A 22,455-nucleotide genomic window follows, 5' to 3' on the forward strand; every position below is an offset into this window, starting at 1 on the left:
GCCGCTTCGCGCCCCATCGCTGGCAAGCCAGCTCCCACAGGTTGAGTGCCATCTTCTGCCTGTGAGCTGTACCTGTGGGAGCTGGCCTGCCGGCGATGAGGCCGGTACAGGCAACCTCACTGCCCGGGGCTGAGCACCCGTTCCAGCTCCGCCGCCCGGTCGCGGGTCATGTCCATCATGCATGACCCTCCCTCCAGCTGCGCCATCGTCCCGCCACTGGCCTGCACATGAAACTGGCAATTGCCATCGCGGTAGGCAAGCCATTTACGCTGCACATCCCGCAAGCTTTTCTGCTGCCCGGCATCCAGCTTGCCCATCAACTGCTTGTACACCCGGTTCAGACGCTGGTCCTGCACGTGTGTCTCGGCCTGGATGCACTCGCTCATGGCCACGGTGCTGGAGGCCTTGTCCATGCACTTTCCGTAGGCCGGCGTGTAATCGTCCGCCACCGCCAGCGGCAAAACGCAGGCCATTGCCAAGCCTGTCAGGCAATGCTTGATCATGCAAACCCTCCTTGCGGGTATCAAAACGACTGCGGCTGTTCTGGCGGCATCAGTACCTTGCCTGGGTGGAAGCGCAGCGATGGCATCTGCGTGGCTGAATAAAGCGCCACGCCCAGCGCCGCAATCAACGCCACATCCAGCCAGTTCCAGCCCGGCATGTCGTCGGCGCTACGTGCCTTCCAGCAATGCCAGGCCTGCCCCAGGCAGAACACCCCGATGGCCGCCAGCCACAGATAGAAACCAGTACCAAAACCGGTCAGGTCGTGAAACTCATAACTCTGGTTGTCCGGCAGGCGGGTGATGCCGAAACTGCTGGCCGCCAGGTACGCCGCCGCCAACCCGGCCAGCAATGCCAGGCGGCGGAACCGCCGATGGGCAAGAATGGCCAAGGCCAGCAGCGGGTTGGCAAACCATTGGTACAAACCGAAAGGCATGCCCCATGGCCCGTACAGCAACATCTGCAGGGCCGGCATGTGCCGTGCGCCGCTCATCAGCGCGCCATCGAAAAACAGGGCGAGCAGATACAGCAGCAGGCTGATGCTCAAGTAGAAAACGGGCAAGGGGCACACCTGGAGGAAACGGGACAGCCTACGACCATAACCCAGGCCCTGCCCCGCTTCCAGACCCTCAATAGGTGCCGCGCAGGGTTACCATGAAGTTGCGTGGTTCACCGTAGAAGTTGCCATAGGTCGAAGTACCCACAGTTTCGTAGTACTTCTTATCGAACAGGTTGTTGCCATTGAGCGTGACGTTCCAGTGGTCATCGACGCGGTACTCGACCAAGGCGTTCCAGATGGCATAGCCGCTCTGATCGAAGTCGAAGGGCACATTCCGCTCCGCCACTGCGCCATTGCTGTCATAACGGTTCACCGTCCCGGAGGTGTAGGTGGCACTCTGCACCTGCACGCCGCCGCCCACCTTGAAGTCGCTGAAGATGCCCGGCAGGCGGTAGGTGGAGTAAAGCTTGAACAGGTGCTTGGGCATAACCGTGCTCAGCGGCGTGTCGGCGCTGCGGTTGCGATTGAGGTTGAAGGTGTAGCCACCCACCAGCATCCAGTCTGGCAACAGCTCGCCGGACAGCTCCATATCGATGCCCTTGCTCACCACCTTGCCGTTGGACACGTAGCAGCAACTGCCAGAGAAGCCGGCATTGGTCGCCGCGAAGTTCGGGTCCTGCACCGCCTCGTTTTCGCGGGTGGTGTAGTACAGCGCCAGGCTGGCGTTGAGCGCGCCGTTGAACAGTTCGCCCTTGAGGCCGGTTTCGTAGGTTTTGCCGGTCATGGGTTCAAGCGGCGAGCCGGTGCCTGCCGGGCCGCTGATCCTGCTGGACTGTGGCTTGTAGATTTCCGAGTAGCTGGCATAGGCCGACCATTGATCGTCCAGGTCGTAGACCAGGCCACCAAACGGCGTGACTTTAGTGCCGATGCGCTGCTCGGGGCTGGAAATGCTGGCCGGCGTCACAAGGTTGTTGGTGTAGGTCTGCCAGAAGTGGAAGCGCTGGGCACGTGCCCCCACTATCAGGTGCAGCGGCTCGGCCAGCTGCAGGCGCAGGCTGCCATACAAACCATACTGGCGCTGCGAGTTGGGGCTGTAGTCGCGCTTGTAGTCACGCCCATTGCCAGGGTCGTCAAAGGCCGAACTGTCGGGGTCAAACACATTGGCCGGCGAGCCTGATGCGGCAAAAGGCGCAGTGCCCAGCCAGCGGCTGTCGATCTTCTGATAGTCGGCGCCGAAGACCACTTCATGGTCCAGACCAAAGGCCTGGAAGTGGCCGGAGACATTACTGTCGTAAAGGTGCTGCTCGTTCTCCTGACGGGACGAGGTGCCGTACCAGGTCGCCCCGGTATTGGTCACCGGGTCCACCGCATTGAGGGTTGTGGCGCTCTTGAACAGCCCCAGGTCCCAGGTGTTGGTGTAGCTGAGGTTGAGCTTCCAGTCGTCGTTGAAGCGGTGGTCGATCTTGGCGAAGTACTCGCGTGCGGTGGCATCGAGGTAAGCCCAGTTCCGGGTCAGGCCGGTATGCCGTGGCAAGTTCAGGTCGGCACCATTGCTGTAGCGGGGCACCGCGCTGTTGGTGCCGTTTTCGTGGGACTTGTTGTAGCGGGCACCGAAGGTGAGCATGGTGTCGTCCGTAACGTCCGCTTCAAGCACACCGTACACCAGCGGGCGCTCGGTGGAGCGGTTGTCCGTGAAATACTGGCGATCGGTGTTGGACATCACCAGGCGTCCACGCAGGCGGCCATCCCAGCCCAGCGGGCCGGAGAGGTCGAACTCCTGGCGGTAGTTGTCCCAGCTGCCGGCCGACAGGGTCAGCTTGAGCTGGTTGTAGGCGGTCGGCCGCTTGCGCACCATGTTGATGATGCCGCCCGGGTCGCCCGAGCCGCCATACAGCGCCGCGGTACCGCGCAGCACCTCGATGTGGTCGAACTCGGCCAGCTCGAAGATGTTGGACGAATAGAACGAGCCCATCGCGGTACCCAACGCCTGTGGCGCAGCGCCGTCGATCTGCAGGTTCTGGATGCTGAAACCACGCGAGAGGAAGTCCTGGGTGCGGAAGGTGGTGCTCTGGGTGACGATGCCCGGCGTCACTTTCATCGCCTGGTTGATGTCGGTCAGTTGCTGGTCTTCGATCAGCTGTCGGGTCACCGTCGACACCGATTGCGGCGTCTGGCGCAGGCTGGTCGGGGTTTTGGAGCCGACGCTGATCAGGCCCGGGGCATACGAGCCGGTGTTCTCGGTGCTCTCACCCATGCCTTGCCCGGCCACGGTGGTAACGCCCAGTTCCATCGCGTCACCGCTCCCGGCCGCCTGCGGCTCGGCCACCAGCCGGTAGCCGTTGTCGCTGCGCTGCACCCGGTAACCACTGCCAGCCAGCAACACGGCAAAACCGCTGTCCACTGAATACAGGCCGTGGAGGCCACTACTTTGCAGCCCGGTCAGCGCTTCGGGGGTGAAGGCCAGCGACACGGCGGCTTGCTGGGCATAGCTGCCAAGCGCCTCGGCCAGGTTGCCGGCGGGCACGTCGAAGCTACGGCGGGCGGCCTCCTCGGCCACGGCCGGCAGGGCTGCAATGGATAGGGCCAGCCCAGCGCAGGACAGGCGCAAGGCCAGGGCTAGCGGGCTGAGGACGGGGTGGCCAGGGAATCGGCGCATGGTGGATCGGCTCCTTGTTCTTGATCGGTTGGCCTCTTGTTTGACGGGCCACTGCGCAGAAGCGGAACCACCTTTATCGATTTTCTCGCGGGGCTGGCTCGACCGTGGTCCACCAGCGGCTAAAACCGCCGATACGAATCGGCAACGCCTCGGCCAGCAGGCGCAGGGCGCGCTCGCTGTCATCCAGCGGCAGCACCGCCGAAACCTTGATGGCCTGCATGGCTTGGCGGTCGAAACGCAGCACGCCGCGTCGCTGTTGCGACAACGCGTCCAGCACCTGATCGAGCGGCACGCCTTCGGCCACCAGTTGGTGGTGCTGCCAGGCCCGGTCTACCCGCGCCGGGTCGATGGCCGGCAGCGGTCCAAGCCCGTCACGTGCCACCCAGGCGCGTTCGCCACGCCCGGCGACCAACTGATCACCGGACACCGCACTGCGCGCCTCGACCCTGGATTCGAGCATGGTCAGCTCGCTGCGTGCTTTACCTTGGCTGACCACGAAGCGGGTCCCCAGCGCCTTGAAGCTGCCCTCATCGGTTTGCACCACGAACGGCCGCGTCGGGTCATGGCTGACATCCACCAGCAACTGGCCATGCAGCAGGCGGATGCGCCGCTCGCCAGCGCTGAACTGCACATCCACGGCAGAATTGCCCGCCAACGTCAGCAGTGAGCCATCGGCCAGGGTTTCGCTATGCCACTCGGCCGGCGCGGTGTGCAGGTCGGCCAGCCAGTCCGTTGGGGATACGCCGGCAAGCGGCAAGCCGCCCAGCAACGAGGCCGCCAGTACCAGGCCGAGCAAGGCGCGCCGCACCCCAGAGCGTGGCGTCGAAGGCTGTAACCCGGCGCGCAACCCGGCGCCCACCGGCCCGCGTTGCTGCCGCAGCGCCTGGACCTGGCTGATCACCCCCTGCATACGGCGCAAGGTAGCGCCGTGGCGCGGGTCGGCCTGCAGCCAAGCCTCAAGTTCGCAAGCATCAGCGGCATCCAGTTCGCCTTCGCCCAGGCACAGGGCCCACTCGGCAGCCTCCTGTTCGATGCGGGACGGGTTCACGGTGCGGCAATGTCCAGCGTGCGGTGGCAGTGGATAAGCGCTTGGGCCAGGTACTTGCGCACCATGCGCGGGGAAATCTGCAGGCGCTCGGCAATCTGTGTCTGGGTCAGGTCGTCCAGGTAATAGCCCACAAAAGCTTCACGTGCATTTGCATGCAGGCCTTCGAGCAGGAAGGCAATCTGCTCCAGCGCCTCAAGGGTGATGAGGATGCTCTCGGGGGACTGGTGCCCTTCCAGCGCCTCGGCAGCTTGGGCCAGTTCACTGAGGTAGGCCTCCTCGATCTGCTGCCGGCGCACCCGATCGATCAGCAGGCGGCGCGCCGTGGTGCTGAGGTAGGCGCGTGGCTCGCGCATGCCCAGCAGGGCATCACGCGAAGCCAGGATACGCACGAAAGTGTCCTGGGCCAGGTCGGCTGCGCTGTGCGAACAGCGCAGCTTGCGGCGTAGCCAGCTGAACAGCCAGCCGTGGTGCTCGCTGTACAGCTGTTCAAGCGGGTACGGGCTCGGTGAGTCGGCTACGGGCATGGGGTACCGGGACACAAGTGAGAACTGTTCCCGAATAGTAGCTATTCGCCGTAAGACTATGCAACAGGTGGTTCAAGCAACAACCCGTAGATACCCGAGTCGGACAGCTCGCCGGCCACGCACCAGCGCGCCCGCAGGGTGCCTTCCAGCACAAAGCCCTGCCGCTCGAGTGTGCGCGCCGAGCCCTGGTTGCGTGGGTCGATTTCGCCTTCAAGGCGGCGCATGTGCAGGGTGTGGGCGAGGTAATCGATGAAGCAGGTCAATGCCTCGTCCATGTAGCCCCTGCCCTGCACGGCACTGGCCAGGCAGTAGCCGATTTCGCCGCGGCGGGACACATCGTCGATGTTGAACAGCTGCACCATGCCGATGAGCTCACCATTGTCACGGCGATACATGCCGAGCTTGAGCTGGTCGCCATTGGCATAGGCTTCGCGGTCGGCGGCCAGGGCGCTTTCGGCTTCGGCCAGGTCTTGCCAGGGGGCATGGTGCCAATAACGCATGACCTCGGGGTCGGCCATGATCGCCAGCCATTGCGCAGCATCGGCATGGCGCATGGGGCGCAAGTGCAGACGCGGGCTGTCGAGGCAGAGGTCACTGGGGAAACTGCGGGGTGGGGTCACGCCGGATCTCCTGTCCATTGCTGGGGAGATGACAGTTTAACGTCAAGTGCAGGGTTCAGGCATCCCGGGGCTGCTTTGCAGCCCATCGCCGGCAAGCCAGCTCCCACCAGGCCACCACAGAACCTGAGCCTTGTGAAGTACCTGTGGGAGCTGGCTTGCCGGCGACAGGGCCAGCCCAGGCGAGCATAAAGGGTTCAGGCCACCTCAGCCCCATCATCCGGCCAATGCGGCTCGTTGGCCCCTGGCGGCGTCAGTGGTGGCAGCCCATACGCCGCCCGCGCATCGTCGCAGCTAGGGTTGTGCACACCACCCTCCCACGATGCTTCGAATTCGCGGCAAGGGCTGGAGCGGTTGGCGTAAATGGTACAAGCGACTTCCTTGCCTATTTCGCCTTCAAGGCTGACGCAGCGGCAGGGCTTGGCGTCAGTGCCGATCATGGCAACGCGGGTGGGGTTGATCTGTACCACCAGGTCGTCCGGCACAACGCCCCCGGCAGACTGGCATTCGCCCCAGAAGAAAGACACACGGAAGTACCCGCAGCAGGCGCCGCAGTCAAGGCAAGGGTTATATTCAGACATGATGCCACGGAGGGAAGGTTGTTGTTATCGGGGTTGGCCCGCGGCGCCATTCTCAATCGAACCCGGGGCGGCTGGATAGAGGGTACATGCAAAAAAATTTGCCACTGATCCGGCCGCCCGCTTCGTTCAGCGCAATGCCTTGTAGGTGGAGACATCCCAACGCTGCAAGGCAAGCCCTTCGGTCGGGTCATAGTCATCACCACACACCTTGCTGAACTGCGTACGGTCCTCGCCGCAATGCACCAACCGGTCATGCTTCTGACCCTCGGTCAGCACTGTGTAGGATTTGACGCGCATGGCTTGGTACTGCGCTTCGGCTGCGGCCATGGCTTGGTGACACTTCATCAACTGGCTGTCGTTCAACGCCAGCTGCCTGCCCAGTTGAACCCCCCAGCGGGTCAGGCAGACTTCAGCGAAATGTCGCACGATCAGCCCGGGCTCCTTGAGCACCGTGCCGTCGCTTGCACCATCGACCGATGCGTTGCCGACCAGCGTGGCATGACGCCCGGGCATCGGATAAATACAGATTTGCGTGCCACTGGCGACTGACGGGATCACGCAGGCAAACCCTTTGGAACGCTCATCCCGCGAGTAGAAGCCGATATATTCACGCACGTTCTCCGCCAGTGCGATGCGCTCGGCTTGCACATTGCCGACACCAGGCACCGGGTCGATCGCAAAGATATTCACCGGTACGTTTCGCAACACCGGGTCTTTCGCCATGGCGTTGGCCAGCATGTGGCAGCTGATGCCGCCCCGGCTCCAGCCCACCAGGTTCACCTGGGTCGGAATGCGCGGCTTGCGGAACATGCTGATGATGCGCTCTTGCAACTCTTGCGGCGTTGGGTGGCGGTCACCGTAGTCGTAGGTACGCCAGAACCACGAGGCCGTGGATGACACTTCCGGAACAGGTACGCCAGCATCCTTCAGCCGCTCGTACTCTTCCTCGCTCAGCTTGGTGCGCTGCCAGCTGCTTTCGCCTTTGATCACCTGCAGCACGTGGTTGACGTTTTCTTCCCAGCCGCTACCGAACAACTGGCCGGTCCAGTTGAAGTAGCCGCCGGGTTCTACGAACAGCTTGTCATCCTGAAGGTTGCCGCTGCCGGGGCCGTCAACAGCAATCCAGTGGGCGAATTCGCGGCCCTGGTCGTTGGCGGCCAGGGTCGAAACCAGCTCGCCGTTCCAGAAGTTGGGGTTTGCGTCGTCGAAGCGATGCGAGCCGGTGCCACAGAAGTAGGCGGTGAACACACTCATGGGGAGGGGTCTCTTTGGTGAGAAATGAGTGCTGAAGATAGGTAGGCTGATCGGTGAAACGCAGGCGGAAAGCTCGCCCTGCTGCAAAATCGAGGGGCTGCTTTGCAGCCCATCGCCGGCAAGCCAGCTCCCACAGAGCCCCAACAGGTCGTGAGAGCGGCGCCGCACCTGTGGGAGCTAGCTTGCCGGCGATGGGCCGCAAAGCGGCCCCGGTTCCTTATTTGCGGGCCACCCCGTCAGCCCGGAACATCTGCCGGATGCCGCGAATGGCCTGGCGAATACGGTCCTGGTTCTCGATCAGGGCAAAGCGCACATGGTCGTCACCATATTCGCCAAAACCAATCCCCGGCGACACGCACACCTTGGCCTCGGCCAGCAGCTTCTTGGAAAACTCCAGCGAGCCCATGTGTGCATATTGCTCAGGGATCTTCGCCCATACGTACATCGATGCCTTGGGGTTCTCGACCATCCAGCCCAGCTCGTGCAGCCCTTTCACCAGCAGGTTGCGGCGCTGGCGGTACTGCTCGGCAATGTCACGGACGCATTGCTGGTCACCTTCCAGCGCCGCAATGGCAGCGACCTGCAGCGGGGTGAAGGTGCCGTAGTCGTGGTAGCTCTTGATCCGGGCCAGGGCGTTGACCAGCTCGGGGTTGCCGACCATGAAGCCGATCCGCCAGCCCGCCATGTTGTAGCTTTTGGACAGGGTGAAGAACTCCACCGCAATGTCCTTGGCGCCAGGCACCTGCATGATCGACGGGGCTTTCCAGCCGTCGTAGACGATGTCGGCGTAGGCCAGGTCATGCACCACCAGCACATCGTACTGCTTGGCCAGGGCCACCACGCGCTCGAAGAAGTCCAGCTCCACGCACTGGGCCGTCGGGTTGGACGGGAAGCCCAGGATCATCATCTTCGGCTTGGGGATGGACTCGCGAATGGCCCGCTCAAGCTCGTTGAAGAAGTCCACACCCGGCACCAGCGGCACCGAACGCACCTGGGCACCGGCGATCACTGCGCCGTAGATGTGGATCGGGTAGCTGGGGTTGGGCACCAGCACCGTGTCGCCCTGGTCGAGGGTGGCCAGCATCAGGTGGGCCAAGCCTTCTTTCGAGCCGATAGTTACGATGGCTTCGCTTTCCGGGTCGATGTCGACCTCGTAGCGTTCCTTGTACCAGTTGGAAATGGCCCGGCGCAGGCGTGGGATGCCGCGAGAGGTGGAATAGCCGTGGGTGTCTTCACGCTGGGCAACCTGCACCAGCTTCTCGACGATGTGCGGCGGGGTGGCGCCATCGGGGTTGCCCATGCTCAGGTCGATGATGTCCTCGCCACGGCGGCGGGCGGCCATCTTGAGCTCGGCAGTGATGTTGAAGACGTAAGGGGGGAGACGATCGATGCGCGCAAAGCGGCGCGGCGAACCTGGGTTGGCCATGGCTTCCTCTGAGTACGTAAGCGCCCGGAACCGTCCGAGCGACGTTGGCCGATGTGGCGGCCTGAAACAGAAGATAATGCCGAAATATGATTTCTGTAAAGGGTAAAAGCCTGTTTTGTTAGATCTTTTCAGATCTATTGTTTGAAAAATTGGATTTTATGTTTTCCTGTGCCGGCCCTTTCGCGGGTAAACCCGCTCCCACAGGGACCGCGCCACATGCAAAGCCGGCGCTGTACCTGTGGGAGCGGGTTTACCCGCGAAGAGGCCGGCACAGGCAGACAGGCATAAAAAAACCCCGGCACATGGCCGGGGTTTTCGTGAAACAGGCAGCAGTATCAGCGTGCGTAAGTCATCAGCACGTCCGCAGCGGTCTGGCTGTCCACACCCATCATCACGCTCAGGGCGGTAACGGTGAGGATGGAGAAGCCGAACACCTTGCGGGCCCACTTGCTGTCGTCCTCGGCCTTGTAGCCACCCCAGGCCATGTACAGCCAGTACAGGCCCATGGCAGCTGCCACGGCCAGGTAGCCGAGGCCGGCGTAACCGCCGAGGGTGAGCATCAAGGTGGCGAGCACGAAGGCCAGCACGTACAGCACGATCTGCTTCTTCGCCGCGAGGATGCCACGTGCCACCGGCAGGACCGGAATGTTGGCAGCGCTGTAATCCTTGAAGCGGAAGATTGCGATGGCAAAGCTGTGCGGCATCTGCCACAGGCTGAACATCACCAGCAGGGTTACCGCAGCCAGGTCGAAGCTGTTACTTACGGCGCAGTATCCGATCACCGGAGGCATGGCACCCGAAAGGCTGCCGACCAAGGTGCCGTGCACCGATTTACGCTTCAGCCACAGGCTGTAGAAACCGACATAGACAATGAAGCCTACAGCTGCGCAGAACGCCGACAGTGGGTTGGCCTGGACATACAGCAGGCTGAAACCCGCCACCCCGAGCAGGGTGGCGTAGATCAGCGCGAGGGGCAGCGACATGCCGCCCTGCACCATGACGCGGTTCTTGGTGCGCTCCATCTTGTGGTCGATGTCACGGTCGATGCAGTTGTTGAACACGCATCCGGACGCAACCACCAGCGAAGTACCGATCACCACCGCCAGGAACAAGGCGAAATCCACATGGCCCTTCGAGGCAAGGAAGAAACCGCCTGCCACGGAAAGCACGTTACCGAAAATGATCCCCGGTTTGGTGATTTGGATAAAGTGCTTAACGGACATGCAGTCTTACCTCACTTGGCCATCATTTCGATGTGGATGTTGAACATGATCCACAGCGACAGGCCGACCAGCAGTGCAATTACCAGCACGGTGAACAGGAACGTCGACACGTTGTTGCGTTGCTCTTTCGAGCGGTCCATGTGCAGGAAGTACACCAGGTGTACCACTACCTGGATCACGGCCATGGCAACAATGATCAGAACGGTCAGGTTCTTCGGCAGGCTGGCAGTCATCGCCAGCGCGAACGGAATCGCGGTCAGGATGATCGACAGGACAAAGCCGATCATGTACGACTTGACGCTGCCGTGGCTACCTTCGTGATGAGTGTCGTGTGCGCTAGCCATTACAGAACCCCCAGCAGGTAAACGACGGTGAATACGCAGATCCAGACCACGTCCAGGAAGTGCCAGAACAGGCTCAGGCAGCTCATGCGGGTCTTGGCGGTCGGCGTGATGCCATGCTTGTTGATCTGGTACATCATGATTGCCATCCAGATCAGGCCGGCAGTCACGTGCAGACCGTGGGTACCTACCAGGGCGAAGAACGCCGACAGGAAGCCACTGCGCTGCGGGCCGAAGCCCTCGCTGATCAGGTGATGGAATTCATAGATTTCCATCGCGATGAAGCCTGCACCGAACAGGAAGGTCACAGCCAACCAGCCCAGTACGCCGGCTTTCTTGCCATCGAACATCTTCAGCATGGCGAAGCCGAAGGTGATCGAGGACAGCAGCAGGAACAGCGTTTCAACAGCTACGAAATCGAGCTGGAAGATGTCATGACCCGACGGGCCGCCGGCAAAACTGCCGGACAGCACCGCGTAGGTGGCGAAGAGCGACGCAAACAGGATGCAGTCGGTCATCAGGTACAGCCAGAAACCCAGTACGGTCATCTGGCCCGAGTCGTGGTGGTGGTCGTCATGCCCATGGTCGTGACCATGAGCAGCGCCGCCGTGCATTACTTGACTGGACATTGATTACACCCGCTCAAACGATTCGACACGTGCGCCGGCAGGCAGAGCACCTGCTTTGGCCAGCGCTTTCATACGCTCGCCTTCGATGCGCGCCACTTCTTCGGCCGGAACCATGTAGCCCTGGTCGTCACGTGCAGCGTGGCGAACGAAGACTGCGATGGTTGCCAACAGGCTCGCGCCCACCAGCCACCAGATGTGCCAGATGAAGGCGAAACCGAACACGGTCAGGAACAGACCCATGAACAGACCGGTGGAGGTGTTGCTCGGCATGTGGATCGCTTCGTACTTGGCCGGAACCTTGTACGCAACACCGGCTTCCTTGGCTTCGTGCCAGGCGTCCAGACCAACTTTCTCAGGCATGTGAGCGAAGTTGTAGAACGGTGGTGGCGACGAAGTGGACCACTCGATGGTACGGCCGCCCCATGGGTCGCCAGTGACGTCCATGTTGTCTTTGCGGTCGCGAACCGACACATAGATCTGGATCAGCTGGCAAGCGATACCGAACAGGATCAGCACGGCGCCGACAACGGCTACGTACAGGTAGGGTTCCCACAGCGGGTTGTCGGAGTGGTTCAGACGACGGGTCATGCCCATGAAGCCCAGGGCGTACAGCGGCATGAACGCAACGTAGAAGCCCGACAGCCAGAACCAGAAGGCAGCTTTGCCCCACTTCTCGTTCAGGGTGAAGCCGAAGGCTTTCGGGAACCAGAAGGCGAAACCGGCGATGTAGCCGAATACCGCGCCACCGATGATCACGTTGTGGAAGTGCGCAATTACGAACAGGCTGTTGTGCAGAACGAAGTCAGCACCTGGAACGGCCAGCAGTACGCCGGTCATGCCACCGATGGAGAAGGTGACCATGAAGCCCAGGGTCCAGAGCATCGGTGCGGTGAAGCGCACACGGCCTTGGTACATGGTGAACAGCCAGTTGAACAGCTTCACACCGGTCGGGATGGAGATCAGCATCGTCGCCAGGCCGAAGAAGGTGTTGACGCTGGCGCCGGCACCCATGGTGAAGAAGTGGTGCAGCCATACCGCAAAGCCGAGGATGGCGATCGCGCCCGATGCGTAGATCATCGAGTGGTGGCCGAACAGGCGTTTGCCAGAGAACGTCGAGGTAACTTCCGAGAACACGCCGAAGGCCGGCAGGATCAGGATGTACACCTCAGGGTGACCCCACGCCCAGAACAGGTTGACGTACATCATCGGGTTCCCACCAAGCTCGTTGGTGAAAATGTGGAAGTCCAGATAACGGTCAACAGTCAGCAGAGCGAGTGCAGCAGTCAGAATCGGGAACGAAGCAACGATCAGTACGTTGGCCCAGGTGCAGGTCCAGGTGAAGATCGGCATGTCCATCAGCTTCATGCCAGGTGCGCGCATCTTCATCACGGTGACGAGGAAGTTCACGCCGGTAAGCGTCGTACCCAATCCGGATAGCTGTAGCGCCCAGATGTAGTAGTCGACACCTACCCCAGGGCTGTACTGGATGCCTGCGAGCGGCGGATAGGCAACCCAGCCGGTCTTGGCGAATTCACCAACGCCCAGCGAGATGTTGACCAGCAGCACGCCTGCCAGCAGCAGGTAGAAGCTCAGGGAGTTCAGGAACGGGAAGGCAACGTCACGTGCACCGATCTGCAGAGGAACCGCGAGGTTCATCAGGCCGGTGAAGAACGGCATCGCCATGAAGATGATCATGATCACACCGTGAGCGGTGAAGATCTGGTCATAGTGTTCAGGCGGCAGGTAGCCTTCGGAGCCACCGGTAGCGGCAGCCAGCTGGGTACGCATCATGATGGCGTCGGCAAAGCCGCGCAGCAGCATGACCATCGCGACGATGATGTACATCACGCCGATCTTTTTGTGGTCGACAGTAGTCAGCCACTCGCTCCACAAGTAGGTCCACTTGCGGAAATAGGTGATAAGACCGACGACAGCGATACCGCCGAGCGCGATCATGGCAAGCGTCACCATGACTATCGGCTCGTGATAGGGTATCGCCTCCAGGCTTAGTTTACCGAACATCTCTTACTCCTCTGCACCGGCAGCTGGTTGCATACTCGATTCCACACCCTTGGTTGTGGCCAGATCTTTGCTGCCTGCTTCTTCGTGGACCGGCTTGCCGCGGTTCATGCCTTCGTACTTGTCGACGATGGACTGGAACAGCTCTGCTGGCGCCTCGCTGTACAGCGCGACTGGGTTGTATTCGCTAGGCTTGGCCAGAGCTTCGTACTCGGCTTTGCCCAGTTTCAACGGCGACTGCTTGACCTCGGCGACCCATGCATCGAAGTCGGCCTGGGAAGTGGCAGTAGCCTTGAATTTCATGCCGGTGAAACCAGCACCGCTGTAGTTGGCGCTGATACCGTCAAACACACCGTTTTCGTTGGCGATCAGGTGCAGTTTGGTGGTCATGCCGGCCATGGCGTAGATCTGGCCACCCAGGCCCGGGATGAAGAACGAGTTCATCACGGCGTCGGAGGTGACACGGAAGTTCACCGGGGTATTAGCCGGGAAGTTGATCTTGTTGACGGTGGCAATGCCCTGTTCCGGGTAGATGAACAGCCACTTCCAGTCCAGTGCGACCACGTCGATCTGAATCGGCTTCACGTCCGAGTCCAGCGGACGGTAAGGGTCCAGCTTGTGGGTGGAGTGGTAGGTGACGTAACCCAGGGCAATGATGATCAGGATCGGGATGATCCACACCGCGGCCTCGATCTTGGTCGAGTGCGACCAGTCAGGGGTGTAGGTGGCTGCCTTGTTGGAAGCACGGTACTTCCAGGCGAACGCCAGGGTCATGATGATCACAGGAATGACCACCAGCAGCATCAGGCCGGTAGCGATCAGGATCAGGTTCTTTTGCTCAATGCCGACCTGGCCCTTCGGGTCGAGCAGGGTCCAGTTGCACCCACTGAGTAAAAGCATGCCTAAAAAGGGCAATATGCCAAACAGTCTGGGGTAACGCTTTTTACTCATCTCACGACCTCTAGATCAGCTTGCTTCAATGCAATTTGTGTTTTGGTAGCCAACACTTCGTCCTGCCAAGTGAGGCATTTTGCGCCCGTACTCGCTCCTGCCTGGGGTCCGACTGCAGGACCTTGGCTTCAAGCGTGTTAGCGGTGCTTATGGTTTCGTAGGCAACAGGCCTGTACTTCAGACCAAGTCCATTTGGTGCGGGAAAACGCGGAGGGGGGTCCGCCCGGTATCGCCGTTGGGCGAAACTTGACGAAGTCAGCAAAAAGGAGCGCTGGGGCTTCCTTCAATCCTGCGACTCGCAAGCAGTGCCGAACGGAAATTGGGGGCGATTGTAGTGAGGTCGCCAACCCTTGACTATGACTTATTGAGCAACAGTCTTTTACAGAATGCGTAACAATGCTGCTCGATAATTCAACTTCGCGACAGTTTGTCGCACCCCGCTTGCTAGGCCTCAAAGCCGCATTCCGCAAGGCTTTGTGGTTGATCTGGATCAAGCGGTGCGCGACTTTTCCCTCTTCTCATGCGGTGTAAAAGACCACATGCAATTCAGGACTTTTGTCTAAGCCTGGCGTCGGTTGCGGTAGATCCCGAGCGGAACCAGGATGGCGGTCAGCACGAACGCCACGAGCGCCCATTGCGCCAGCGACAAGCCGAGAAGCGGCGGGTACGGCGTGCTGCAGAAGCCGTCGACCTGGAATGCCAGCGGCCAGAGTTTGGCCAGAGGCAGGTCGTCAACGATCGGCTGGAGGGTATCGATGCCACAGCTGACCATGGGGTTGGCGAGTATATACACATGGTTGCCGGCCGCAATGATTCCGCCAATTGCGCTTAACACCACCAGTGCCTCGAAGAAGGTCAGGCTGCGGCGCCCGGGCATCGCCGCGGCGATGAAGGCAAATACGGCAATGAACAGCAGCGCGTAACGCTGCAGGATGCACAGCGGGCACGGTGCCTCGCCCAGCACCACTTGCATGTAGAGGGCGCCGCCGATCAGCGAGAGGCAGATCAGGCCCAACAGCACCAGAAAGCGCCGTTCCCGATTCAGGCGCGATGTTTGTTCGTTCATTGCCGGTTCCTTCGATGGATAGTGGCAGCGTGGTCCGCCTGCCTGAGCGCAAGTCTACACGCTGGGCAGGGCCTTTGAGCGTGCCGAGGAAGCAGCGTGATAGCACTGCGCAGGGCTATCCGGTGTGGCTGAGACCGGCCGCAACAACGTCGGTTCAACGCTGGGCGGCAAAAAAACGGCTGCCCGGGTGCCGCGCAGGGGCAAGCCCCTCGACACCCGGGAGTGAAGGATACCGTGATTAAAGGAGGATTAAAGATGAAAGCGCAGCGCCCGGTTTCATCTTTCCTTTATATATAAGCAGGAAGGTGTGGTGCGACCCAACAGCCGGGATGACTGGCCCAGCAATGGCTTGCACTATCCCTGTAGGAGCGGCCTTGTGCCGCGAAAGGGCCGCAAAGCGGCCCCAGGGTCTCAGCTTCGCAGCTGATATTGCAGGGGCCGCTTTGCGGCCCTTTCGCGGCACAAGGCCGCTCCTACAGGCCAGCGCAGTACCTTCGGTGGATTACTCCAGGGCAGCCGCCGGCCCGAAGAACTCGTAGCGGCTCTGCTGCTCCGGCACACCCAGGCTCTTCAACTGGTGCTTCACCGCCGCCATGAAGGCCTTGGGCCCAAGGAAGTAGGCATCCACATCACGCTCCGGCGGCAGCCACTCGGCCAGCAGGTCCTCGCTCAGCAGGCCGATGGCATCGGCCTCGGCGCCACCCGCAGCCTCGGCATAGCAGTAGAAGCGCTTGAGCTGCGGATGACGCGCCGCCAGGCCATCGACCCAGTCACGGAAGGCATGCACCGCACCGTTACGCGCACAGTGGATGAAATGCACCTCGCGCCGGGTTTGCAGCGCCGCCTGCAACATCGCCAAGGTCGGCGTGATGCCCACGCCGCCACTGATCAGCACCAGCGGCTTGTCGCTGGCTGCCAGGGTAAAGTCACCCGCAGGCGGGAACAGTTGCAGTGTCTCGCCCACCAGCAGCTCATCGTGCAGGTAATTGGAAACCTTGCCGCCCGCCTCGCGCTTGACGCTGATGCGGTACTCCTTGCCATCGCACAGCGCCGACAGGGAATAGTTGCGGCGCTGCTCGGCACTGTCGATGTCCAGCTTCAGGCCGATGTACTGGCCTGGCTCGGCCTTGAGCACCGGCTTGCCATCCACCGGGGCAAAGTAGAACGAGACGATCTCGCTGCTTTCCTGCTCGCGACGTACCAGGCGGAATTCGCGGGTACCGCGCCAGCCGCCCTCGGCCTCTTCCTTCTGTTTATAAAGGTTTTCTTCAGCACCAATCAGGATGTCGGCCAGCTGGCCATAGGCCGCGGCCCAGGCATCGATCACCGCAGGTGTGGCGATTTCCTTGCCCAGCACTTCCTCGATGGCGCGCAGCAGGCAGCTGCCAACGATCGGGTAGTGCTCCGGCAGAATCTGCAGGGCAACATGCTTGTTGATGATCTGCCCCACCAGGCCGCCCAGCTGCTCCAGCTGGTCGATGTGGCGGGCATACATCAGCACGCCGTTGGCCAGGGCCCGCGGCTGGTCACCACTGGCCTGGTGGGCCTGGTTGAACAGTGGACGGACCTCGGGATACTCATTGAGCATCATCTTGTAGAAGTGGGTGGTCAGCGCTTCGCCGCCGCTTTCCAGCAGGGGTACAGTGGCCTTGATGATTGCACGTTGTTCGGCATTGAGCATTGCGACAACTCCTGAGCCTGTGGCTTCAAATGACTGCCCTAGCCATTTCAGCAATCGTGCCAACTTTTATCGCCAGCAAAATCAGGGGCTTGACACAAGTCATGTCAAAACGACCCACCCCGGCGTATAGTCATAACGACCCACTGGAGTCTTTATGACCACAAAGCCATTGCTCACCGCCTTGCTGCCCCTGGTCAGCGACCTGTCCCGCGATTTGCCCGACCAGGAGCGCTACCGGCGCCTGCTGCAGGCCATGCGCGGCCTGCTGCCGTGCGACGCCGCCGCGCTGCTGCGCCTGGATGGTGAATGGCTGGTGCCGCTGGCAGTGGATGGCCTGAGCCCCGACACCCTCGGCCGGCGCTTCCGGGTCAGCGAGCACCCACGGTTCCAGGTCTTGCTCAGCCGCCCGGAACCCACCCGTTTTGCCAGCGACTCCGAACTGCCCGACCCCTACGATGGCCTGGTCAATGCCCCGGATGCCGACCTTGAAGTGCACGACTGCATGGGTTGCCCGTTGATGGTCGATGAACGCCCTTGGGGCCTGGTCACCCTCGACGCCCTCACCCCCGGGCAGTTCCAGAGCCTGGAACTGGATGCCCTGCAGGCCTTCGCCAGCCTGGCCGCCGCTACCGTTACCGTGGCCGAGCGCATTCAGCACCTGGCCCTGCGCGCCGAGGACGAACACCACCGCGCCGAGATCTACCGTCAGGCCAGCGGCCAGGATAAAGAGCTGATTGGCCAGAGCCCCGCGCACAAGCGCCTGGTAGAGGAAATCCGCCTGGTCGGTGGCAGCGACCTGACCGTGCTGATCACCGGCGAAACCGGGGTCGGCAAGGAACTGGTGGCCCTTGCCCTGCACCAGGCCAGCAGCCGCGCCGACAAGCCGCTGGTCAGCCTGAACTGCGCCGCCCTGCCCGACACGCTGGTAGAAAGCGAACTGTTCGGCCATGTACGCGGTGCCTTTACCGGTGCGCACGGCGAGCGCCGCGGTAAGTTCGAACTGGCCAACGGCGGCACGCTGTTCCTCGACGAAGTGGGTGAACTGCCACTCACCGTACAGGCCAAGCTGCTGCGTGTGCTGCAAAGCGGCCAGTTGCAACGCCTGGGCTCGGACCGCGAGCACCGCGTGGACGTGCGCCTGATTGCCGCCACCAACCGTGACTTGGCTGCAGAAGTGCGCAACGGCAACTTCCGCGCCGATTTCTATCACCGCCTCAGCGTGTACCCGCTGCATGTGCCGCCCTTGCGCGAACGTGGTCGAGATGTATTGCTGTTGGCTGGCTACTTCCTCGAACAGAACCGTTCGCGCCTGGGCCTGAACAGCCTGCGTCTGAGCCACGACGCCCAAGCCGCGCTGGTCGCCTACGACTGGCCAGGCAACGTGCGCGAACTGGAACACCTGATCGGTCGCTCGGCACTCAAGGCGCTGGGCCAGCACGCTGACCGGCCACGTATCCTCACACTCGAAGCCATCGACCTGGACCTGCGCGTGTCCTCGGCAACACCGGGGCCCCTGCCCTCCCCCGCAGCCCCGCTCCAGGTGGCAGCATTACCTGAAGGCGGGCTGCGCGAAGCGGTCGACCTCTACCAACGCCAACTGATCGAAGCCTGCCTGCAACGCCACCAGGACAACTGGGCGGCAGCCGCGCGCGAGCTGGGCCTGGATCGCGCAAACTTGAGCCGATTGGCCCGCCGGCTGGGGCTTCGCTGAGGTTTACCTACAAAAGGATTAACCCAGAAAGCCTCTGGTTGCTTCCTGCCCGACTGCTATATCTCCCTAACCACCCAAATCTCGACTGCCTGGTCGAGGCTGCGCGTAACACCCCGGCAAGGGCTCTGTTATGGCGGTTGTGGCCCGAACGTTTCGGGCCGGGGGATCCGGATACCAGCAGGGAGCATCCATGGACAACATCGTCATCGCCGACAAGCAATCCGAAGTCGCCACTCAGAGCGCCTGGGGCAATATCAATCTCAAAGCACCAGGCGTCGTGCAGATGCCGGTATCTCCCGACCAGGTAGCCACCGTTACCCAACGCGGCCAGGACCTGATCATCACCCTGAAGTCGGGTGAAAAAGTCACCGTTGGCAACTTCTTCGCGGTGGACCAGGCCGGGGTCGGCAGCGACATCGTCTTCGTCGGCGAGGACGGCACCCTGTGGCACGCCCAGTACGATGCGGCAGCGTTCACTGGCTTTACCTTCGAAGACGTGGCCTCGCTGGACGAACTGGTCGCGGGTATCGGCACCGCCGGTAGCGCCATGCCGACCTGGGCGATTGCCGGGCTCAGCCTGCTCGGTGTCGGTGGCGCAGCAGCTGCAGCCGACAGCGGCGGTGGCGGAAGCAGCGGTGGCGGCTCGGACCCCGATACCACTGCCCCGGCCACGCCCATCGACCTGCTGGTGTCGCCGGATGGCCTGCGCCTGACCGGCCGGGGTGAAGCGGGCAGCACGGTGAATATCCGTGATGCCGCCGGCAACCTGATCGGCAGCGGCACCGTGGGTGCCGACGGCAGCTTCAACGTGACGTTGAACCCACCACAGATCAACAGCGAGAACCTTGAAGTCACCTTGACCGATGGTGCCGGTAATGTCTCGGCACCAGGCACCGTCACCGCCCCGGATGCAACCGCACCACTGGCACCGACCGACCTCGCCATCAACGAACAGGGCACCACCCTTACCGGGCGTGCCGAACCTGGCTCGACGGTTTCCGTACGCGGCACTGGCGGCGTAGTGCTGGGCACTGCGGTAGCGGGTGCGGACGGCCAGTTCAGCATCACCCTGCAACCGCCACAAACCGACGGCCAGGCCCTGGAAGTCAGCGCCGCGGACGCAGCCGGCAATACTTCGCCAGCTGCAAGCATCACGGCACCGGACGTCGACAACCCTGACACCACCGCCCCAGACCAGCCAACCGACCTGGCCCTGGCGAATGGCGTAACCCTCACCGGTCGCGGCGAACCCGGCGCCACCGTGCAGGTGCGCGATGCTGCCGGCAACCTCATCGGCAGCGGCCTGGTCAACGCTGACGGTACCTTCAGCCTCGCCCTCTCGCCTGCCCAGGCCAACGGCGAAGCCCTGGACATTCGCCAGGCCGATGCCGCGGGCAATAGCTCGATACCACTGGAATTCACCGCCCCGGACATCACCCCGCCCGCTGCCGTGAGCAATATCGTGGTCGGCGCTGATGGCCTGGCCCTGAGTGGCCGTGGCGAACCGGGTGCCACCGTCGAAGTGCGCGATGCCAACGGCGCCGTGATCGGCACTGGCGTAGTCGGCGCCAACGGCACCTTCCTCATCGACCTGAATCCTGCCGCGCAACCGGGCGAGCAACTGAGCCTGGTGCAGACCGACCCAAGCGGCAACGCCTCGGTGGCCCTGGAGTACGACGTACCGCTGACCACGGCACCAGTCCGCCCGAGCAACCTGGCCATTGATGACGACGGCACCACCCTCACTGGTTCGGCCCCCGCTGGCAGCCGTGTTGAGGTGCACGACGCCAACGGCACCCTGATCGGCAGCGCCATCGCCAATGCCGATGGCACCTTCAGCATCGAGCTGAACCCGGCCCAGGCCAACGGCGAACTGCTGGATGTGGTCGCCATCGATGACAGTGGCGTTTCATCGCTGCCTGCGCAGGTCACCGCGCCGGATATCACCGCGCCGGCCGCCCCGACCGAACTGGCCGTCAGCGCTGACGGCAGCGTCATCACTGGCCGCTCCGAACCCGGCAGCACTGTGCGTATCGTTGCCGCCGATGGCACCGAACTGGGCACGGCCGTGGTCGGCCCGACCGGGGTGTTCAGCATCAACCTTGCTCCGCCACAGGTAGACGGTGAAGTCTTGCAGGCCACTGCGACGGATGCCGCTGGCAACACCTCCGTGGCCAGCTCGGTCACCGCACCGGATATCGACGGTGTGGATACCACGCCGCCTGAAGCCCCGACCAATCTGGTAATCGGCCTGGCTGGCAGCCAACTGAGCGGCCGTGGCGAAGCCGGCACCACCGTGCAGGTGCGTGACGCCGCAGGCAATATCATCGCGACGGGTACCGTTGGCGCGGATGGCACCTTCGTCATCGCCCTGGCCCCTGCCGTTACTGACGGTAGTACCCTGCAAGTGACCCTGACCGATGCCGCCGGCAACGTCTCGCCACCCGGCTCGGTCACATCGGCTGACCTGCTGCCGCCTGCTCAACCGACTGAACTGGCCCTGGCCGACGGCGTGACCTTCACCGGTCGCGGCGAGCCGGGCGCAACCGTGCAAGTCCGTAACGCCGCCGGCACCCTCATCGGCACTGGCACTGTTGGCGCCGATGGCCTGTTCAGCTTGACCCTGAACCCTGCGCAGGCCAATGGCGAAGCCTTGGACGTACGCCTGGTGGATGCCGCCGGCAACACCTCGGCGCCGCTGCAGTTCGATGCCCCGGATATCACGCCACCTGGCGCAGTAAGCAATATCGTGGTCGGCGCTGATGGCTTGGCCCTGAGTGGCCGTGGTGAGCCGGGTGCCACCGTCGAGGTACGCGATGCCAACGGCACCGTGATCGGCTCTGGCCTAGTCGGTGCCAACGGCACCTTCCTGATTGACCTGAATCCAGCCGCGCAACCAGGCGAGCAGCTGAGCCTGGTGCAGACCGACCCAAGCGGCAACCCCTCCGTTGCCCTCGAATACGACGTACCGCTGACCACTGCACCGGTCAGCCCGAGCAACCTGGCCATCGATGCCGACGGCACCACCCTCACTGGTTCGGCCCCCGCTGGCAGCCGTGTTGAGGTGCACGACGCCAACGGCACCCTGATCGGCAGCGCCATCGCCAATGCTGACGGCACCTTCAGCATCGAACTGAACCCGGCCCAGGCCAACGGCGAACTGCTGGATGTGGTCGCCATCGATGACAGTGGCGTTTCTTCGCTGCCTGCGCAGGTCACCGCGCCGGACATCACCGCACCCGCCGCCCCGACCGAACTGGCCGTCAGCGCTGACGGCAGCGTCCTGACTGGCCGTGCCGAACCGGGCAGCACCGTGCGTATTCTGGCCGCCGACGGCACCGAACTGGGCACGGCCGTGGTCGGCCCGACCGGGGTGTTCAGCATCAACCTTGCTCCGCCACAGGTAGACGGTGAAGTCTTGCAGGCCACTGCGACGGATGCCGCTGGCAACACCTCCGTGGCCAGCTCGGTCACTGCACCGGATATCGACGGTGTGGATACCACGCCGCCTGAAGCCCCGACCAATCTGGTAATCGGCCTGGCTGGCAGCCAACTGAGCGGCCGTGGCGAAGCCGGCACCACCGTGCAGGTGCGTGACGCAGCAGGCAACATCCTCGCGACGGGTACCGTTGGCGCGGATGGCACCTTCGTCATCGCTCTGGCCCCTGCCGTGAACGACGGCAGCACCCTGCAAGTCACGCTCACCGACGCCGCCGGCAACGTATCGC

At 62.5% G+C, this 22,455-nt stretch carries 18 protein-coding genes; 2 read left to right on the plus strand and 16 right to left on the minus strand.

The window, feature by feature from the left end:
- Nucleotides 1-116: 116 nt before the first annotated feature.
- The 16 genes from ACN6NG_RS24880 to hmpA all read right to left on the minus strand — a co-directional run bounded on the left by ACN6NG_RS24880 (nucleotide 117) and on the right by hmpA (nucleotide 17,016).
- Entirely contained in the window at nucleotides 117-503 is a 387-nt protein-coding gene (locus ACN6NG_RS24880) for a lysozyme inhibitor LprI family protein (protein WP_016501422.1), read from the minus strand.
- A gap of 20 nt (nucleotides 504-523) precedes the next feature.
- Complete coding sequence (locus ACN6NG_RS24885) at nucleotides 524-1,063, minus strand: hypothetical protein (RefSeq protein WP_474316724.1); 540 nt, start codon at nucleotides 1,061-1,063, stop codon at nucleotides 524-526.
- Between the two features lie 67 nt (nucleotides 1,064-1,130).
- Nucleotides 1,131-3,656: a TonB-dependent siderophore receptor gene (locus ACN6NG_RS24890; protein WP_174371258.1), complete on the minus strand. Its 2,526-nt coding sequence runs from the start codon at nucleotides 3,654-3,656 to the stop codon at nucleotides 1,131-1,133.
- 73 nt (nucleotides 3,657-3,729) lie between these two features.
- Nucleotides 3,730-4,704 carry a FecR family protein gene (locus ACN6NG_RS24895; protein ID WP_063426305.1) on the minus strand — a complete coding sequence of 325 codons (975 nt, stop codon included), beginning with the start codon at nucleotides 4,702-4,704 and terminating at the stop codon, nucleotides 3,730-3,732.
- Entirely contained in the window at nucleotides 4,701-5,228 is a 528-nt protein-coding gene (locus tag ACN6NG_RS24900; protein WP_049273391.1) for a sigma-70 family RNA polymerase sigma factor, read from the minus strand. Before ACN6NG_RS24900 ends, ACN6NG_RS24895 begins: the two co-directional genes overlap by 4 nt.
- A gap of 56 nt (nucleotides 5,229-5,284) precedes the next feature.
- The gene (locus ACN6NG_RS24905; protein WP_016501424.1) at nucleotides 5,285-5,848 is read right to left on the minus strand and encodes a GNAT family N-acetyltransferase; all 564 of its coding nucleotides are present in this window, start codon (nucleotides 5,846-5,848) and stop codon (nucleotides 5,285-5,287) included.
- Nucleotides 5,849-6,042: 194 nt separating this feature from the next.
- Nucleotides 6,043-6,426: a YkgJ family cysteine cluster protein gene (locus ACN6NG_RS24910; protein WP_016501425.1), complete on the minus strand. Its 384-nt coding sequence runs from the start codon at nucleotides 6,424-6,426 to the stop codon at nucleotides 6,043-6,045.
- A 126-nt stretch (nucleotides 6,427-6,552) separates the two neighbouring features.
- A complete protein-coding gene (locus ACN6NG_RS24915; RefSeq protein WP_063426303.1) occupies nucleotides 6,553-7,680 on the minus strand; it encodes a hypothetical protein in 1,128 nt (375 codons plus the stop codon).
- Nucleotides 7,681-7,897: 217 nt separating this feature from the next.
- Nucleotides 7,898-9,106, minus strand: coding sequence for an alanine transaminase (alaC, locus tag ACN6NG_RS24920; RefSeq protein WP_063426301.1), 1,209 nt, complete (start codon nucleotides 9,104-9,106; stop codon nucleotides 7,898-7,900).
- Between the two features lie 335 nt (nucleotides 9,107-9,441).
- Complete coding sequence (cyoE, locus tag ACN6NG_RS24925) at nucleotides 9,442-10,329, minus strand: heme o synthase (RefSeq protein WP_016484944.1); 888 nt, start codon at nucleotides 10,327-10,329, stop codon at nucleotides 9,442-9,444.
- A gap of 11 nt (nucleotides 10,330-10,340) precedes the next feature.
- Complete coding sequence (gene cyoD, locus ACN6NG_RS24930) at nucleotides 10,341-10,673, minus strand: cytochrome o ubiquinol oxidase subunit IV (protein ID WP_016501428.1); 333 nt, start codon at nucleotides 10,671-10,673, stop codon at nucleotides 10,341-10,343.
- Nucleotides 10,673-11,299 (minus strand): cytochrome o ubiquinol oxidase subunit III, encoded by a 627-nt coding sequence (gene cyoC / locus ACN6NG_RS24935; protein WP_016484942.1) that lies wholly within the window; start codon nucleotides 11,297-11,299, stop codon nucleotides 10,673-10,675. Before cyoC ends, cyoD begins: the two co-directional genes overlap by 1 nt.
- A gap of 3 nt (nucleotides 11,300-11,302) precedes the next feature.
- Nucleotides 11,303-13,321, minus strand: coding sequence for a cytochrome o ubiquinol oxidase subunit I (gene cyoB / locus ACN6NG_RS24940; protein WP_016501429.1), 2,019 nt, complete (start codon nucleotides 13,319-13,321; stop codon nucleotides 11,303-11,305).
- Between the two features lie 3 nt (nucleotides 13,322-13,324).
- Entirely contained in the window at nucleotides 13,325-14,269 is a 945-nt protein-coding gene (gene cyoA / locus ACN6NG_RS24945) for a ubiquinol oxidase subunit II (RefSeq protein ID WP_016501430.1), read from the minus strand.
- Between the two features lie 559 nt (nucleotides 14,270-14,828).
- Nucleotides 14,829-15,335, minus strand: a complete 507-nt coding sequence (locus tag ACN6NG_RS24950) for a disulfide bond formation protein B (protein ID WP_016484939.1) — start codon at nucleotides 15,333-15,335, stop codon at nucleotides 14,829-14,831.
- 502 nt (nucleotides 15,336-15,837) lie between these two features.
- On the minus strand, nucleotides 15,838-17,016 hold the full coding sequence (hmpA, locus tag ACN6NG_RS24955; protein WP_063426299.1) for an NO-inducible flavohemoprotein: 1,179 nt from the start codon (nucleotides 17,014-17,016) through the stop codon (nucleotides 15,838-15,840).
- A gap of 154 nt (nucleotides 17,017-17,170) precedes the next feature.
- On the opposite strand from hmpA, the gene norR reads away from it, so the two are divergent.
- Nucleotides 17,171-18,727 (plus strand): nitric oxide reductase transcriptional regulator NorR, encoded by a 1,557-nt coding sequence (gene norR, locus ACN6NG_RS24960; RefSeq protein ID WP_353455810.1) that lies wholly within the window; start codon nucleotides 17,171-17,173, stop codon nucleotides 18,725-18,727.
- A gap of 190 nt (nucleotides 18,728-18,917) precedes the next feature.
- Nucleotides 18,918-22,455: Ig-like domain-containing protein (locus ACN6NG_RS24965; protein WP_474316731.1), on the plus strand; the 3,538-nt coding region annotated here is incomplete at its 3' end.

This window comes from Pseudomonas sp. TSO6, assembly GCF_056098905.1.